At 66.7% G+C, this 15,029-nt stretch carries 12 protein-coding genes and 2 pseudogenes; 3 read left to right on the top strand and 11 right to left on the bottom strand.

What is annotated here, in order from left to right:
* Nucleotides 1-83: 83 nt before the first annotated feature.
* Nucleotides 84-401, bottom strand: coding sequence for a hypothetical protein (locus I9P22_RS18920; RefSeq protein ID WP_199261142.1), 318 nt, complete (start codon nt 399-401; stop codon nt 84-86).
* Between the two features lie 71 nt (nt 402-472).
* Here I9P22_RS18920 and I9P22_RS18915 point away from each other — a divergent pair.
* A pseudogene (locus I9P22_RS18915) lies at nt 473-718 on the top strand (transposase); the annotation flags it as partial.
* A 10-nt stretch (nt 719-728) separates the two neighbouring features.
* Here the strand turns inward: I9P22_RS18915 and I9P22_RS18905 are convergent.
* The 9 genes from I9P22_RS18905 to thrS form a co-directional block, all read right to left on the bottom strand.
* Complete coding sequence (locus I9P22_RS18905) at nt 729-1,955, bottom strand: hypothetical protein (protein ID WP_233253476.1); 1,227 nt, start codon at nt 1,953-1,955, stop codon at nt 729-731.
* A gap of 1 nt (nt 1,956) precedes the next feature.
* Nucleotides 1,957-2,430 (bottom strand): DUF6634 family protein, encoded by a 474-nt coding sequence (locus I9P22_RS18900; protein WP_199261141.1) that lies wholly within the window; start codon nt 2,428-2,430, stop codon nt 1,957-1,959.
* Between the two features lie 96 nt (nt 2,431-2,526).
* On the bottom strand, nt 2,527-3,636 hold the full coding sequence (locus I9P22_RS18895) for an AAA family ATPase (protein WP_199261140.1): 1,110 nt from the start codon (nt 3,634-3,636) through the stop codon (nt 2,527-2,529).
* A 74-nt stretch (nt 3,637-3,710) separates the two neighbouring features.
* Nucleotides 3,711-4,499: a metallophosphoesterase gene (locus I9P22_RS18890; protein WP_199261139.1), complete on the bottom strand. Its 789-nt coding sequence runs from the start codon at nt 4,497-4,499 to the stop codon at nt 3,711-3,713.
* Nucleotides 4,500-5,020: 521 nt separating this feature from the next.
* A complete protein-coding gene (locus I9P22_RS18885) occupies nt 5,021-7,285 on the bottom strand; it encodes an adenosylcobalamin-dependent ribonucleoside-diphosphate reductase (protein WP_199261138.1) in 2,265 nt (754 codons plus the stop codon).
* A gap of 167 nt (nt 7,286-7,452) precedes the next feature.
* Nucleotides 7,453-8,112, bottom strand: a complete 660-nt coding sequence (locus I9P22_RS18880) for a DsbA family oxidoreductase (protein ID WP_199261135.1) — start codon at nt 8,110-8,112, stop codon at nt 7,453-7,455.
* Entirely contained in the window at nt 8,109-9,569 is a 1,461-nt protein-coding gene (locus tag I9P22_RS18875; protein ID WP_199261133.1) for a class I adenylate-forming enzyme family protein, read from the bottom strand. Before I9P22_RS18875 ends, I9P22_RS18880 begins: the two co-directional genes overlap by 4 nt.
* 188 nt (nt 9,570-9,757) lie before the next feature.
* Complete coding sequence (locus I9P22_RS18870; protein ID WP_011747293.1) at nt 9,758-9,964, bottom strand: cold-shock protein; 207 nt, start codon at nt 9,962-9,964, stop codon at nt 9,758-9,760.
* Nucleotides 9,965-10,189: 225 nt separating this feature from the next.
* Nucleotides 10,190-12,136: a threonine--tRNA ligase gene (gene thrS, locus I9P22_RS18865; RefSeq protein WP_199261131.1), complete on the bottom strand. Its 1,947-nt coding sequence runs from the start codon at nt 12,134-12,136 to the stop codon at nt 10,190-10,192.
* Between the two features lie 165 nt (nt 12,137-12,301).
* On the opposite strand from thrS, the gene I9P22_RS18860 reads away from it, so the two are divergent.
* Nucleotides 12,302-13,045: an alpha/beta fold hydrolase gene (locus I9P22_RS18860; RefSeq protein WP_199261129.1), complete on the top strand. Its 744-nt coding sequence runs from the start codon at nt 12,302-12,304 to the stop codon at nt 13,043-13,045.
* A gap of 48 nt (nt 13,046-13,093) precedes the next feature.
* On the opposite strand, the gene phaZ is transcribed toward I9P22_RS18860, so the two are convergent.
* The gene (gene phaZ / locus I9P22_RS18855; RefSeq protein ID WP_199261127.1) at nt 13,094-14,437 is read right to left on the bottom strand and encodes a polyhydroxyalkanoate depolymerase; all 1,344 of its coding nucleotides are present in this window, start codon (nt 14,435-14,437) and stop codon (nt 13,094-13,096) included.
* A 115-nt stretch (nt 14,438-14,552) separates the two neighbouring features.
* On the opposite strand from phaZ, the pseudogene I9P22_RS18850 reads away from it, so the two are divergent.
* Nucleotides 14,553-15,029 (top strand): annotated as a pseudogene (locus tag I9P22_RS18850) (class I poly(R)-hydroxyalkanoic acid synthase); the annotation flags it as partial.

Here is a 15,029-nt window from a genome sequence, read left to right as displayed (position 1 = left end):
TTGCGTGCCAAGGTCACCTCCCACGTAGAGATGATCTTGAATCACAGCCAGACGCGCAGGGGAATCCTTTTTGTCAACACAACCTAGCGTGGCACCGCCGCACCCGCTCTCCGAGGCCCCGCCGGGGGGTCTCCGAGCTTTACGACGATCACGTTGTCATGGGCCCCTTCGCGATCAAACTCGTAGCCCAAGTCTTCTTGGACGAACGCCGCCAGCTTCTTGCCGGTAAGCTTTTCGAGAGTTGCTCGGTCGCCGCCAAGCTGGGAACCCAGTCGTGCGAGATAATACCGACCAACCCCATTCGCGAAGCTTTCAGCGAAATAGTCCTGAATACGGGTCCTGATCCGAGCAATTTCATCGGCCGATCCCGACACAGCAGCTTCGATACTCACCTCAACCATCCGATCATCCACCCGCGCTCGAACTGAGTTTGAACACAGCCTTCCGGAGCATTCAAGCCGCGCAACGGGAGATCTGTTCTCGAACCGACGCCCGCGCAACATACCCCCCGACCTACGAGACCAGGAACTGGCCTGCCTATAACGAAGCGCGCAGGCGCCGTGGTTCGCTTACGATGTGGTTTGATCTCGCTTTGAGCTGGGAAGCTGCGCCGACCGGCAAGCGTGGGCGGCGCCCCGACCAAAGCGATGGCGCGATCCAGGCCTGCCTGACCATGAAGGTGCTGTTCGGGATGGCGCTCCGGCAGACGACGGGGTATTGAGACAATATCACCCATGACCCTCGAGCTCGATATATCGCCGGAACGCGGCGATGATCGCCTCGTCATCAATGCCAAGCCAATGCGCCGGCGCGCAGCCGAAATCGACGTGGGCGCGCGTCATCCAGTAACACAGCCTCAGGTTGCTGAGACGGGCCGGTCTGAGCTTCAGGATGTCCCGGACGACATCCAAGACACGGCCGTTCACCATGTCGAACTGGAACAGGGGCACCATGGTCTTGCCATTCTGGACCAGGATGATGACGGTATCATCGCGGGCCATGGCCTGCATGGCGACGTCCGGATCATCCGTTTCGATGCGCAAAAGCGCGCAGGCCTGTGACGCGTCGATCAGATCGATGCTGGCCAGGAGGCGCTCCTCGACGCTGGGTTTGTCGGTGGAGTTTTCCGGTGGCATTTTATTCCCCTTGGGAACGGCCCGGTTCCGCGCCTCATCGAAGCTGAATCCGGCCGGTAGCGTGACCTCCCTGACGGAGAGGTAGCCGCCGATGCACTCCGGGCAGACATGTCGGCCCTCCGGCAGCCATTTGTGCATCGCCTTTCCCATGAGAACGATCGTCTCGTTTGTCGCGGCCACCACGATCCGCCCGTTGCGCACCCCGGCGTGCCCCGAGACCAGGGCCGGGTCGAGAATCCGGCCGCAGCCCGCACAGAGAACGGTCGGCCAGGCGCGGCCCGGTTCGACCTGATCCCAATGGGCATTGACCGGGAGGCTGGCTGCGCGGCGCTCGATTTCGGGCAGCGTGATCGGTCGGAAATCCCACACGTCCACGCCGACGTTGACGCTGTTGCGGGACCCCTGCCAGTTCTGATGGACATGGCCGAACAGCTGTAGGCCCTGATGTCGCGCGCCGGGCCAGGTGATCATGGGATAGTGGCACAGGAACAACCTTCGCTTGTCGACGACGATATCGGCGGTCTCGGCCACGCTGTCCCAAGGCAGATTGCAGACCCAGTCTTCATCGTGATTGCCCCGGATCAGGTGCCTGCGGCCTGGCAAGGCATGGAAGATGCCGCGCACCTCGCGCCGTTGCGCATCGGTGGACCTTCCCGCGGTGACATCTCCCAGAATCCACAGGTCATCATCGGGCTGGACCCGGGCCCGGCACTCGGCCAGCAGGTGGGCATTCATCGTGGCCACATCCGGGAAGGGGCGGTCGCAGAAGCGGATGATATTGCCGTGCGAATAGTGCGGATCGGCGGTGAACCAGTGCATGTCACTCCTCCCTTCCGGAGGCGGCCCGGTCCGCCGCGTCGATCTCGCGCACCCGCATGATGTATTGGGCCAGCAGCTGCGCCAGAAGCGCGGGGTCGTCCACGTTCATGAATCCGGGAAGGGTGAAGTTGATGGAGCCGGCAAGGGCCTCCTTCCCATTCATGGATTCCGCCAGCTCCGCTGCAATCACATCTATGGACCGGCCGAGCCGATACCAGCGCGACGCTGTCCGGGCCCAGCCGGCCTCCGGATTGATGGCGATCAGCTGCGAGGTGGTGATGCTGCTCGTGCCCAGAAGGGGGTGATCGGCAACCTCGCCCCAGAGGATCACATGCCCGCCGGGCGAAATCGCCGCTTTCCAATCCGACAGGACCGGCGCATGCGCGAGGTCTGCGTCCGACGGGCCGGCCTCGGCAGCGGCGATGGCGCGCAGAACCTTGTCGAACCAGGCGCGGTCGCTGGGCGAGAGCTTCATGATGGTTTCTCCGTTTCGATGGCATGAAGAGGGCTGCTGCGGCGATGCCGCAGGCGCGTTGGATTCAGGGAAGTATGGAAAAGTGGACGGGCCGGCTCAGTGGAGCGTCGGCCCCTGTTCCAGATCGGCGGCGCGTTGCAGCATGCGGGCGGCAACCCGAAGACTGGGCCGATGCTGTTGCAGGGAGGGATGGGACAGGATCTCGCAGATCGCCTCGATGGAGGTCTCGGACAGGTCGCGCTTTGCACCTTCGCGGCGCACGAAGGCCAGCAGTTCCGCAAGGGTGAGGTGACGCAGCCGGATCGGCGGGGAGCGGCTGAGCAAGGGCTCGGGCAGCAGCCGGCAATCGTTCGAGGTCAGCACCCAGATCACCCAGCTCATGTCGAACTTGACCTGGTAATAGGGGCAGCTCCAGCGCTTCGCGGTCAGCGGTTCCAGCAGCGGCAGAAGCGCCTCGGCCAACCCGAAGGCCTGTCCGCTCGTGGATGTGGCTCGACCGGCCTTTTCAACCTCGTCGACCACCATCACCGGATTGGCGATGCGGCTTTGCAGGACGGTTTCGATCAGGCGGCCGGGATGAGAACCGCCCCAACCGCGTTGCGAACCAACAATGCCAAACGATGCGTTCTCGCCGGTGGCCTCGATCACGGCGGTGGACGTGGACAGCAGCGCTCCGAGCCGCCGAGCCCAATGGCTTTTGCCAATGCCGGGCGGGCCGTCGAGCAGGAGGGGCGGCACCCTGAGACCTGGCCAGCCCTCCCGAACCGAGCGCCGCATCGCATGCCAGACCACCTCAGTGGCCGGGGCCATCCAGGGCATGTCCTCGTGCAAGGCTGCGGCCAGTTCGTCGGCCTGATGCTCGTTTCGGAGCGAGATCAGTCGGGCGCCGTCCTTCAGAACTTCAAGCCGCTCACGGTCATCGCGCTTCAGATGTTCGAGGCCGGAAGCCGCCTTGCGACATTCCATGAGCCGCTTGACCCGACGCTTGATGCGGGCCTCGTCGTCATCGCTGAACCTGACGATGCCCATCAGATCCGCGTCCGAGACCTTGTCTGGAGCGTCGACCGCGTCGGGCGGGGCCAGAAGGTCCGGGGGAATCCTCTTGCAGCGCAGCTTGCGCAGATGCCGCATCAAGCGGGTTTCGAGTTCAATGCGGCCCTCGGCCGGGTTGAAGAAGCGGGCTTCTATGAAAGGGATGGTAGACATGGGAATACTCCGGGCATGAGGGGGCCAGCGGCCGGGAAGACCCGGCCGGGGAATATGGGTTGGGGGAATGGCGGTCAGGCGCCGGGAAAGATCAGGCCGCGCAGCAGAAGTTCGGCCTCACCGCCCTCGGGCACCTCGTCGGGATAGCCGAGCGAGACATTGACGATCGGCGCGCCGCGGATGCGGGCCGAGAGCGGCCGGTGGGTATGCCCGAAGAACCAGTAATCAGGCCGGTGCGCCTCGATCCAGCCGTCAAGATCCGAGGCGAAGGCCGGGCTGAGGCCGGAAATCGGACCGGAGACCGCAGTGCTTGGGGCGTGATGGGTGACGACGATGGTCTGTCCGCGCCAGGGCTTGGCGATCTCCCGCGTCAGCCAGTCGAGGTGATCGCGGTGAATCGCGACGGTATCCTCGGGGCGAATGAGCCCGCCCTCCGCCCGGCGGATCCGGACGTAGTCCAGCATCCCCATCCCGGCGCGCGCCATGGCCGCCTCCGGATCACCCGTTAGCGCGAAATCGGTCCAGAGCGTGCAGCACAGCAGGCGGCAGGTGCCGAAGGTCAGGACCCGCTGCTGGGCAAGGTGCGCCCCGGCTTCCGTTGTAATCCGAGCCAGAATGTCGTCGTCGAGCGTGGCGCCGTAATAGTCATGGTTGCCTGGGATCACCCAGATCCGGGCGGGCGAGACCAGCCGCGCGATCCGGGACAGCGCCCAGGGCCAGTTCCGCTTTGGATCATCGGCGAGGTCGCCCGCGATGATCAGCGCGTCGAGGTCACGCAGCATCGGCAGGATGCCGGCGAACGGATCGCGCCCGGCGCGGGCCCAGAGGTCGAGATGCAGGTCTGCCGCAATCAAGATGTTCATTGGATGCGCACCTCTGCGGCAAGAACGAGAGCGACTTGGCCCTCGTTCGGATTGATGAAGCGGATCGCGATAAACGGGATGCTGGACATGAGATTACTCTAGGCATGCGGGGGCTATCGGCCGGGAGAGGCCCGGTCGCGGAAGAGGGTTGGGGTTGGCTCCTTTTCAGGGACAAGCCTGGGCTGTTCGGAAAAGCTGACGCTTTTTCGGTGTGGAGAGTGACGAGTGGTGATGTTCCAAGGTTGGCAGCGGGTCGGAAACGGACCGTGATCGGCAGCCGATCATGGAGCGGATGCCCTGACGATGCGCAGCCAGCCAAAGTTCGTCAATGGGACCGCGCTCAAGCCGGACAAGCGTGAAGCGACCGCAGGGCCTGAAGGGACGAGTTCAGCAGTATATTGATAAATAAAGGCAAAGTGAGCCAAGAAAAATCCTGGGCTCACTTTATGCTTGCAAAAAGGCTCAAACAGTCCGGGTAAGGCTCATTTTATGCTTGGCTGCACAGGGGCGTGGCCCGCGCCTCAGCCGCATTTGGAATGGCCGCAGGACGGGCAGGTCATGCAGCCCTCGATCATGCGCATGCCGTATTGGCCGCAGGCCGGGCAGGCCGGGCCGCGCGGCCGTTCGCCCACCGCCATGACCTCGGCCTGCGGGTCGGATTTCAGCCCCATGCCCTCGCCGGCCAGGAAGCCGGTGGCGATCATGTGCCGCTCGATCACCCCGCCGATGGCGGCGAGGATCGAGGGCACGTAACGCCCCTCGATCCAGGCGCCGCCGCGCGGGTCGAAGACCGCCTTCAACTCCTCGACCACGAAAGACACGTCGCCGCCGCGCCGGAACACCGCGCTGATCATCCGGGTCAGCGCCACGGTCCAGGCGAAATGCTCCATGTTCTTCGAGTTGATGAACACCTCGAAGGGCCGGCGATGGCCACCCTGCACGATGTCGTTGATGGTGATGTAGATCGCGTGCTCGCTGCCGGGGAATTTCAGCTTGTAGGTCGCGCCCTCCAGCGCCGCCGGCCGGTCCAGCGGCTCGGTCAGATAGACCACGTCGGCGCCCTTGTCGGCCTGCGGCGCCTCCTCGGCCTTCTCGCTGACCGACAGGACCGAGCCGGTGACGTCGTTCGGGCGATAGGTGGTGCAGCCCTTGCAGCCCTTGTCCCAGGCGGCCAGGTAGACGTCCTTGAAATCCTCGAAGGAAATGTCCTCGGGGCAGTTGATGGTCTTGGAGATCGAGCTGTCCACCCATTCCTGCGCCGCCGCCTGCATGGCGACATGGTCCAGCGGCGCCAGGGTCTGGGCGTTGACGAAATAATCGGGCAGGGGTGCGTCGCCATGCAGGTCGCGCCACAACTGCACGGCATAGTCCACGACTTCCTCCTCGGTGCGCGAGCCGTCCTTCTGCAGCACCTTGCGGGTATAGGCATAGGCGAAGACCGGCTCGATCCCCGAACTGACATTGCCGGCATAGAGGCTGATCGTCCCGGTCGGCGCGATGCTGGTCAGCAACGCGTTGCGGATGCCGTGCTGCGCCACCGCCTCGCGCACGTCCGGGTCCATGCGCTGCATGAAGCCCGAAGCGAGGTATTTCTGCGCGTCGAACAGCGGGAAGGCGCCCTTTTCGCGGGCCAGATCGACCGAGGCGAGATAGGCTGAGCGCGCGATCGCCTTCATCCACACCCGCGTCTGCTCGACCGCATCCGCGGCGCCATAGCGCAGGCCCAGCATCAGCAGCGCATCGGCCAGCCCGGTGACGCCCAGGCCGATGCGACGCTTGGCCTGCGCCTCGGCCGCCTGCTGCGGCAGCGGGAATCTCGAGGCATCGACCACGTTGTCCATCATCCGCACCGCGGTGCGCACCAGTTCGTCAAGCGCCTCGGGGTTCAGGTGCGCATCCGCGGTGAAGGGCGCCTCGACCAGTCGGGCCAGGTTGACCGAACCCAAGAGGCAGGCGCCATAGGGTGGCAGGGGCTGCTCGCCGCAAGGATTGGTCGCGGCGATGGTCTCGGCATAGTTCAGGTTGTTCTGCTGGTTGATGCGGTCGATGAAGATCACGCCCGGCTCGGCATAGTCGTAGGTCGCGCGCATGATGCGGTTCCACAGGTCGCGCGCCCGCACGGTATGATAGATCTTGCCGTCGAACTGCAGGTCCCAGGAGGCATCCGCCTTGACCGCCTGCATGAAGGCATCCGTGACCAGCACTGACAGGTTGAACATGCGCAGCCGGGCGCTGTCCTGCTTGGCCTCGATGAAGGCCTCGATGTCGGGGTGGTCGCAGCGCATGGTGGCCATCATCGCGCCGCGGCGCGAGCCCGCCGACATGATGGTCCGGCACATGGCGTCCCAGACATCCATGAAGGACAGCGGCCCCGAGGCGTCGGCGGCCACGCCCTTCACCTTGGCGCCGCGCGGGCGGATGGTGCTGAAGTCATAGCCGATGCCGCCGCCCTGCTGCATGGTCAGCGCGGCTTCCTTGAGCATGTCGAAGATGCCGGCCATGCTGTCGGGGATGGTGCCCATGACGAAGCAGTTGAACAGCGTCACCTCGCGCCCGGTGCCGGCGCCGGCCAGGATGCGGCCGGCGGGCAGGAACCTGAAATCCTCCAGCGCGGCATAGAAGCGGTCCTCCCACAGCGCCGGCTCCTGCTCGACGCGGGCGAGGTCGCGGGCGACGCGGCGCCAGCTGTCCTCGACCGACAGGTCGATCGGCTGGCCCTCGGCGTCCTTGAGCCGATACTTCATGTCCCAGATCTGCTCGGCGATAGGGGCGGAGAATCGGCTCATGGCGGGCGTCCTTGGCTAGGGTCGGAATCGGGGCGAGCGGGTCTTATACAGCCGCGCCCGCCCGGTTGGAGTCGGAAAAACATGAGAGGTATGAATATAGGCGAAACCGGCGCCGATTTCCAGATCTTGCGGGCCTGCGCGCGCCCCGCGCAACCTGTGGGGGCAGGCTATTGCGCCTGCCCGCCGGCCAGCTCGTCGATGACGTTCTGCCACAGGCTGGCCGGCTGTGCGCCGGTGACGACATGGGTGTCGGCGACGATGAAGGTCGGGACCGAGTTGATGCCGCGCTGGCGGGCGTGCAGTTCGCGGCTGGCGATCTGGTCGCGGTCCTCGGCCGTGGCGAGCAGGCGGCGGATCATCCGACCGTCCATCCCGGCCTTTTCGCCGATCTCGACCAGAACGTCGGGGTTCGAGATGTTCCGGCCATCGCGCCAATGCGCCCGCATCAGCCCGGACATGACCGGGCTCTGCACGCCCTCCAGCCCGGCCCAGTAGAGCAGGCGATGGGCGTCGAGCGTGTTCGGCACCCGCTCGATCAGCGAGGGGTTGATCCACAGGCCCAGCCGCTCGCTGGCCTCCATCACCGGCTTCATCGCCTCCAGGATGCCCTTCTCATTGCCGAATTTCATCTTCATGTAGGCGACATGATCCATGCCGGCCTGCGGCATCTGCGGATCCAGGCGAAAGGGCTGCCAGGTGATGGCAAAAGGATGGCCGGGGCGGCTTTCCAGCGCCCGGTCCAGCTCGGCCTTGCCGATCAGGCACCAGGGGCAGACCGGGTCGGCGAAGATGTCGAGGCGGATCTGGCCGGGAAGCGGTTCGGTCATGGTCGGTCCTTGCGATGGGCCTCGCGCAGGGCGCGGCGGTTGATCTTGCCCGTGGGCGTGCGGGGCAGGGCGGGCAGGCGGATGTATTCGCGCGGCTGCTTGTAACGCGCCAGCCGCGCCTCGGCCTGCTGCCGCATCGCCTCGGCCGTGGCGGGGCCGGTCCAGAAGGCGGCGATGATGCTGGCGCCGGGTCCCACCGGCAACTCGGCGGCGGCGACGTCGCCGGCATCGGGCAGGGCCGAAAGCGCGTCCTCGACCTCGCCCGGCGCGACGCGGAAGCCGCCGGCATTCATCATGTCGTCGGCGCGCCCCAGGGTGCGGATCGCGCCCTCGGGCGTGGTTTCGGCCAGGTCGCCGGTCAGGAACCATTCGCCCCGGAAGCGGGCGGCGGTCTCCTCGGGCTGGTCGAGATAGCCGAGGAACAGGCCCGGATCCGAGCGGTGGACGGCCAGGATGCCGGGGCCCTGGCCGGGTGCGCCGCTGTCGTCCAGGATGGCGATGCGGCGGCCGGGCTGGGGAAAGCCGGCCGCGCCTTCGGGCGCCGGCCGGGCCGGGCTGCCGGACAGGAAGGTCGAGCATTCCGACATGCCCATGGCCTCGTGCAGGTCGGTGCCGGTGCGCGCCTGCCAGGCGCGGCGCAGGCCGGGATCGAGCCTTTCGCCGGCGGTCAGGCCGTGGCGCAGCCCGGCCCAGGGCTTCCAGTCGGCGCGCAGCATGCGGCGGAAGATGCCGGGCGCGGCGGCCAGGATGGTGGCGCCGTGGCGGGCGGCGATCAGCGGGATCTGTTCGGGCGCGACGCCTTCGGCCGGGATCAGCGCCGTGGCGCCGATGGTCCAGGGATCCATGAGCCCAGTGCCGAGCGTGAAGGTCCAATTGAAGGCGCCTGCATGCAGCAGCCGGTCCTGCGCCGTCAGCCCATACCAGCTGTCGAACATCATCCGGCGGGCAAGGATGGCGCGATGCGCGTGGCAGACGGCGCGCGGCTGGCCGGAGGTGCCCGAGGTGAAGACGATATAGGCCAGGTCGTCGGGATCGCGTTGCGCGAAGCCGGCCGGCGGCAGGGCGGCGAAATCGGCGAGCCGGGCGGCGTCCAGCACCGGGGCCGGGAAGTCGGGCAGGGCGATGCCCTGGTTGGCGACGATCATCGCCGGGCGGATGGTGGCGGCGATCCTGCCGATCTCGGGTGCGGTCAGCATGGGCGAGGTCGGGACCGGCACGATGCCGGCGGCGATGGCGCCCAGATAGGTCACCGGGAAGCCGGGATTGTTGCCCAGCCGCATCAGCAGCCGGTCGCCGGGCTTGAGGCCGGATTGCAGCAGGCCGGTTGCGGTGCCCAGCACCGCCTGGCGCAGCCGGGCATGGGACCAGCGGTCGGCGCGGCCAAGGCCCAGGACCGACATGGCCAGCTTGTCCGGCACCGCCAGCCCCGCTTGCAGCACATGTTCGGCCAGATTCATCCCGTCATCCCTGCCTGGTTCAGGCTTCGGGATAGAGGCTTGCGGCGCAGCTGGGAAGGGGGCTTTGCCCCCGTCGCGTGCCGCGACTCCCCCAGAGTATTTGGAGAACGAAGAAGCTGCGGGGCGCCGATGAAAACGGCCGGCGCCTTGCGGGGCCGGCCGGTTCCGAAATTCCGGGTGCTGTCGAATCAGAGCAGCTTCAGATCCGAGGCCGAACTGCGGCCGTCGCGGCCGGACTGCAGTTCGTAGGCGATCTTCTGGTTGTCGTTCAGCCCGGTCAGGCCGGCGCGCTCGACCGCCGAGATGTGGACGAACACGTCCTTGCCGCCGTCATCGGGCGCGATGAAGCCATAGCCTTTGGTGGCGTTGAACCATTTCACGGTGCCGGTAGCCATTATACCGTCTCTCCTTCAAGTCATCCCGGGGCGAGATTGCGCCCGGGCCGTGCAGCCCTTTCCCGTAAGTCCGGCTGCCCCGTGAAGGGAGGCGGTAGAAAGTCGTGCTCACGCGGACGAGAGGATGAACGATTCGCGAAAAAACGCAAGCAATAATGCACCGGGCAAGTTAACCCAGGGTCAACTCGCGCGATGGCATGGGCAAGATCCTGCTGATCCGCGTGGTCAGCGCAGATCGGGCGGCGTGGCCTCGGCGGCGAGGGCCCGGATGGCCTGATCCAGCCCCAGGCTTTCGCTGCCCTGCCGGTCGAGGCGGCGCACCGAGACGCTGCGCTCCTCGACCTCCTTCAGGCCCACGGCCATGATGACCGGCACCTTGCCGACCGAATGCTCGCGGACCTTGTAGTTGATCTTTTCGTTGCGGGTGTCGGCCTCGGCCCGCAGCCCGGCTTGGCGCAGCGCGGCCACCACCTGATGCACGTAATCGTCTGCGCCCGAAACGATCGAGGCGACCACCACCTGGCGCGGCGCCAGCCAGAGCGGCAGCTTGCCGGAATAGTTCTCGATCAGGATGCCGATGAAACGCTCGAAGCTGCCCAGCACGGCGCGGTGCAGCATGACCGGCATGTGCTTGGCCCCGTCCTCGCCGACATATTCCGCTTCGAGCCGCTGCGGCAGGTTGAAGTCGCACTGGAAGGTGCCGCATTGCCATTCGCGGCCGATGGCGTCGGTCAGCTTGAAATCGAGCTTCGGCCCGTAGAAGGCGCCGTCGCCGGGATTGACCTCATAGGGCAGGCCCAGGTGCTCGATGGCGCCTTTCAGCGCCGCTTCGGCCTTGTCCCAGATCTCGTCCGAGCCCACGCGCACCTCGGGGCGGGTGGAAAGCTTGATGTCGAATTTCTCGAAGCCAAGATCCTTGTAGACCGAGGACAGGAGTCCGATGAAGCCGGCGCATTCCGCCTCGATCTGGTCCTCGGTGCAGAAGATATGCGCGTCGTCCTGGACGAAGCCGCGCACCCGCATCAGCCCGTGCATCGAGCCCGAGGGCTCGTAGCGGTGGCAGGAGCCGAATTCGGCCAGCCGCAGCGGCAGGTCGCGATAGGATTTCAGGCCCTGGTTGTAGACCTGGACATGGCAGGGGCAGTTCATCGGCTTGAGCGCGTTGATGCGCTTTTCCTTGGCGCCTTCCTCGTCCACCTCGACGATGAACATGTTCTCGCGATAGGCTTCCCAATGGCCCGACTTCTCCCACAGGATGCGGTCGACGACCTGCGGGGTCTTGATCTCCTTGTAATCGGCGCGGATCAGCCGGCGGCGCATATAGGCTTCCAGCTCGCGATAGATCGACCAGCCGTTGGGGTGCCAGAACACCATGCCCGGCGCTTCCTCCTGGAAGTGGAACAGTTCCATCTCGCGGCCCAGCTTGCGGTGGTCGCGTTTGGCGGCCTCCTCCAGCATGGTCAGATGCGCCTTGAGGTCGTCGCGGTTCTTGAAGGCCACGCCGTAGATGCGCTGCAGCATCGGCCGCGAGGCGTCGCCCAACCAATAGGCGCCGGCGACATGCGTCAGCTTGAAGGCGTCGGCCGGCACCTGGCCGGTATGCTGCAGATGCGGGCCGCGGCAGAGATCCTGCCAGTCGCCGTGCCAATACATGCGGATCGGCTCGCCCTCGGGGATGCGGTTCACCAGCTCAACCTTGAAGGGCTCGCCGCGGTCCTCGTAATAGGCCAGCGCCCGGGCGCGGTCCCAGACCTCGGTGCGCACCGGATCGCGGGCGGCGATGATCTGCTTCATCCGCGCCTCGATGGCGCCCAGGTCCTCGGGGGTGAAGGGCTCGGCGCGGTCGAAGTCGTAGAACCAGCCGCAGTCGCGTACCGGGCCGATAGTGACCTTTACGTCCGGCCAGAGCTCCTGCACGGCGCGGGCCATGATATGGGCGAGGTCGTGGCGGATCAGCTCCAGCGCCGGCTCGCTGTCCTTCATCGTGTTGATGGCGATCTTGCCGCTGGCCGCGATCGGCCATTGCAGGTCGATATGCTGCCCGTCGAGGCTGGCCGAGATGGCGTTCTTCGCGAGGCTGGGGGCGATCGAGGCCGCGACCTCGGCCGCGGTCACGCCGGCGGGATAGTCGCGCGCATTGCCATCGGGAAAGGTCAGGGAGATCTGGGACATGGAGTCCTCCTCGTCGGTTTGGCGCCCACGGAACGCCCGGTTGCGGGTATGTCGGGCGGGTGTGGCGCGATTGCCCGGCGTTGTCAATGCGGCTAGGTGTGTGGGGGGCCTTGCGCCCCCGTCGCGTTCCGCGACTCCCCCGCAGGGTATTTGGGAAACGGAGAAATGACGCAGTTTCTGGACGGGCCGCAGGGGCGGCGCATCGCCTACAACCGGATCGAGGGGCAGGGGCCCGGCGTGGTGTTCCTGGGCGGGTTCCGCTCGGACATGCAGGGCACCAAGGCGCTTTGGCTGGAGGATTGGGCGCGGGCGCGGGGCCGGGCCTTCCTGCGCTTCGACTATTCGGGGCATGGCGAATCCTCGGGTGCCTTCGAGGAGGGCAGCATCGGCGAATGGCTGGCCGACGCGATGGCCGCCATCCGCGGGCTGACCGAGGGGCGGCAGGTGCTGGTCGGTTCCTCGATGGGCGGCTGGATCGGCCTGCTGCTGGCTCGCACCATGCCCGAGCGGCTGGCCGGGCTGGTCACGGTGGCGGCGGCGCCGGATTTCACCGAGCGCGGCTATTGGGCGGGGTTTTCGCCCGCCGAGCGCGCGGCGTTGCTGGAGCGCGGCCGGGTCGAGCAGCCCAGCGACTATGGCGAGCCCTATGTCATCACCCGCCGGCTGATCGAGGACGGGCGCGACCATCTGGTGCTGGACCAGCCCCTGCCGCTGCCCTTCCCGGTGCGCTTCCTGCAGGGCACCGCGGATGCCGACGTGCCGATGTCCTGGGCGCTGGACCTGCTGGACCATGCACGCGGCGAGGACATGCGGCTGACCCTGGTGAAGGGGGCGGATCACCGTTTTTCGACGCCCGACTGCCTGGTGCAGATCGGCGCGGCGATCGAGGAGGTGCTGGCGCGGGGATGAGAGGGACGCGGCCGGCAGAGCGGGCCGCGCCGGGTTTCCCGCGAAAGGTCAGACCGCGATCTTGGAATCGTGTTCGGACAGGTTGGCGAGGCCGCAATCGACCGGGACCGGGCCGCCGCGGCGGCGCTTGCGCTGGCCTGCGGGCTGCATCTGCTCGTCGATGAAGTCGAGCACCAGCGGGCGGATGTTCAGCCGCCAGCTCTTGCCGGCGAAGATGCCGTAATGGCCGGCGCCGGGCTCCAGGTGCTGGGTCTTGCGGCTCGCCGGCACGCCGGTGCACAGGTCCAGCGCCGCGACGCATTGGCCGGGGGCCGAGATGTCGTCATTGGCGCCCTCGACCGTCATGACCGCGACATCGGTGATCTTGCCCAGATCGACCGGCTTGCCGTTCACGGTGAAGCGGTTCTGCGCGATCTCGCGCTCCTTGAAGATGCGCTCGACCGTGGAGAGGTAGAATTCGGCGGTCATGTCCATCACCGCCAGGTATTCGTCGTAGAAGGTGTTGTGCTTGTCGCCCTCGGAGGCCTGGCCGCGGGCCTCGGCGAAGATCTTGTCGAGGAAGGCCTTGGCATGGGTCTCGGCGTTCATGGCGATGAAGGAGCTGAGCTGGGCGAGGCCGGGATAGACCATGCGCCCGGCGCCGCGATACTTGAAGCCCACCTGCTGGATCATCAGGTAGTCGAGCTCGCCCATGGTCATGCGGTTGCCGAAATCAGTGACCTCGGTGCGGGCGGCGTCGGGGTCGATCGGGCCGCCGATCAGGATCAGCGAGCGGGGCTGGGCCGCCGGCTCTTCCTCGGCCAGGATCGCGGTGGCGGCCAGCGCCAGCGGCGCCGGCTGGCAGACGGCGATCACGTTCACCTCCGGGCCCAGGTGGCGGATGAAATCGACCAGATACTGGGTGTAGTCCTCGATGTCGAACTTGCCGCAGCTGACCGGGATGTCGCGGGCATTGTGCCAATCCGTCACATAGACTTCGCAATCGGGCAGCAAGGATGTGACGGTGGTGCGAAGGAGGGTGGCGTAATGGCCGGACATCGGTGCGACGAGCAGAACCTTGCGGGCCATGGGCTCGCGCCGGGCGACGCGGAAATGCACCAGGTCGCCGAAGGGCCGCTCGATCACCGGCTCGACATAGACGATATGGTCCTGGCCGTCCTCGGAGACGATCGGCGGGATTTCCCAATCCGGCTTGATCACCATGCGCGAGAAGCTGCGTTCGGCCACCCGGCCCCAGGCCGACATCAGCTTGAACAGCGGATGCGGGATCATCGCGAAGGCGGGATAGGAGGCGAGGGCGCGCGCGCTTGCTCCCATCCATTCGTTGGTGTTGCGGATCGTCTCCATCGCATCGTAGGAGATGATGCCCCTCAGCCCCTTGTAAGTCGCCATCGTAACCTGATCTCCCTTGGGTTCGCCGGATTCGGCCTGGCCGGAAGAGGTCACGGCTTTACCTGCGTTCTGTGCTAGGCATAATGATTTTACGGTTAGGGGAGGATTGTCAATTATGGCAGGCAAGGACGAAAAGCCGGAAACCGGCGCCGATGCACAAGCGGCGGCCAGGCCGGGCAGGGGCCGCGGCGGCAGGGCGAAAACCCGGCAGCCGGCGAAGACGGCCGCCGCTGCCGGCGATTCGGCCCCGGCGGCGGCCGAGAAGCCTGCCGCGAAATCCGCCGCCCCGCGCGGACGGGCGACGAAATCCGCGACCCCGGCTGTGAAGACGCCGGCGGCGAAACCGGCGCAGGAGCCGGCCAAGTCCGCGCCGACCAAGCCTGTCTCGACCAAGCCAGCCCGTGCCAAGGCGGCGGCGAAATCCGGCCCCCGCAATGCGGTGGCCCGTGGCCGCGCCGCCATTCGCAGCGACACCCGCACCGGCACGCGCCGCAAGCCCGCGGCCAAGGCCCCGGCGCAGCCGGCCGAGTCGGTGGGTCTGAGCGCGGCGGACGAGGCGCTGCGCCCGCTGGGCGCCACCGGCCCCGCCGCG

Source organism: Paracoccus binzhouensis, from assembly GCF_016446475.1.
Taxonomy (GTDB): domain Bacteria; phylum Pseudomonadota; class Alphaproteobacteria; order Rhodobacterales; family Rhodobacteraceae; genus Paracoccus; species Paracoccus binzhouensis.
The sequence above is the reverse complement of the archived record's forward strand: the minus strand, read 5'-3'. Positions and strand labels throughout refer to the sequence as shown.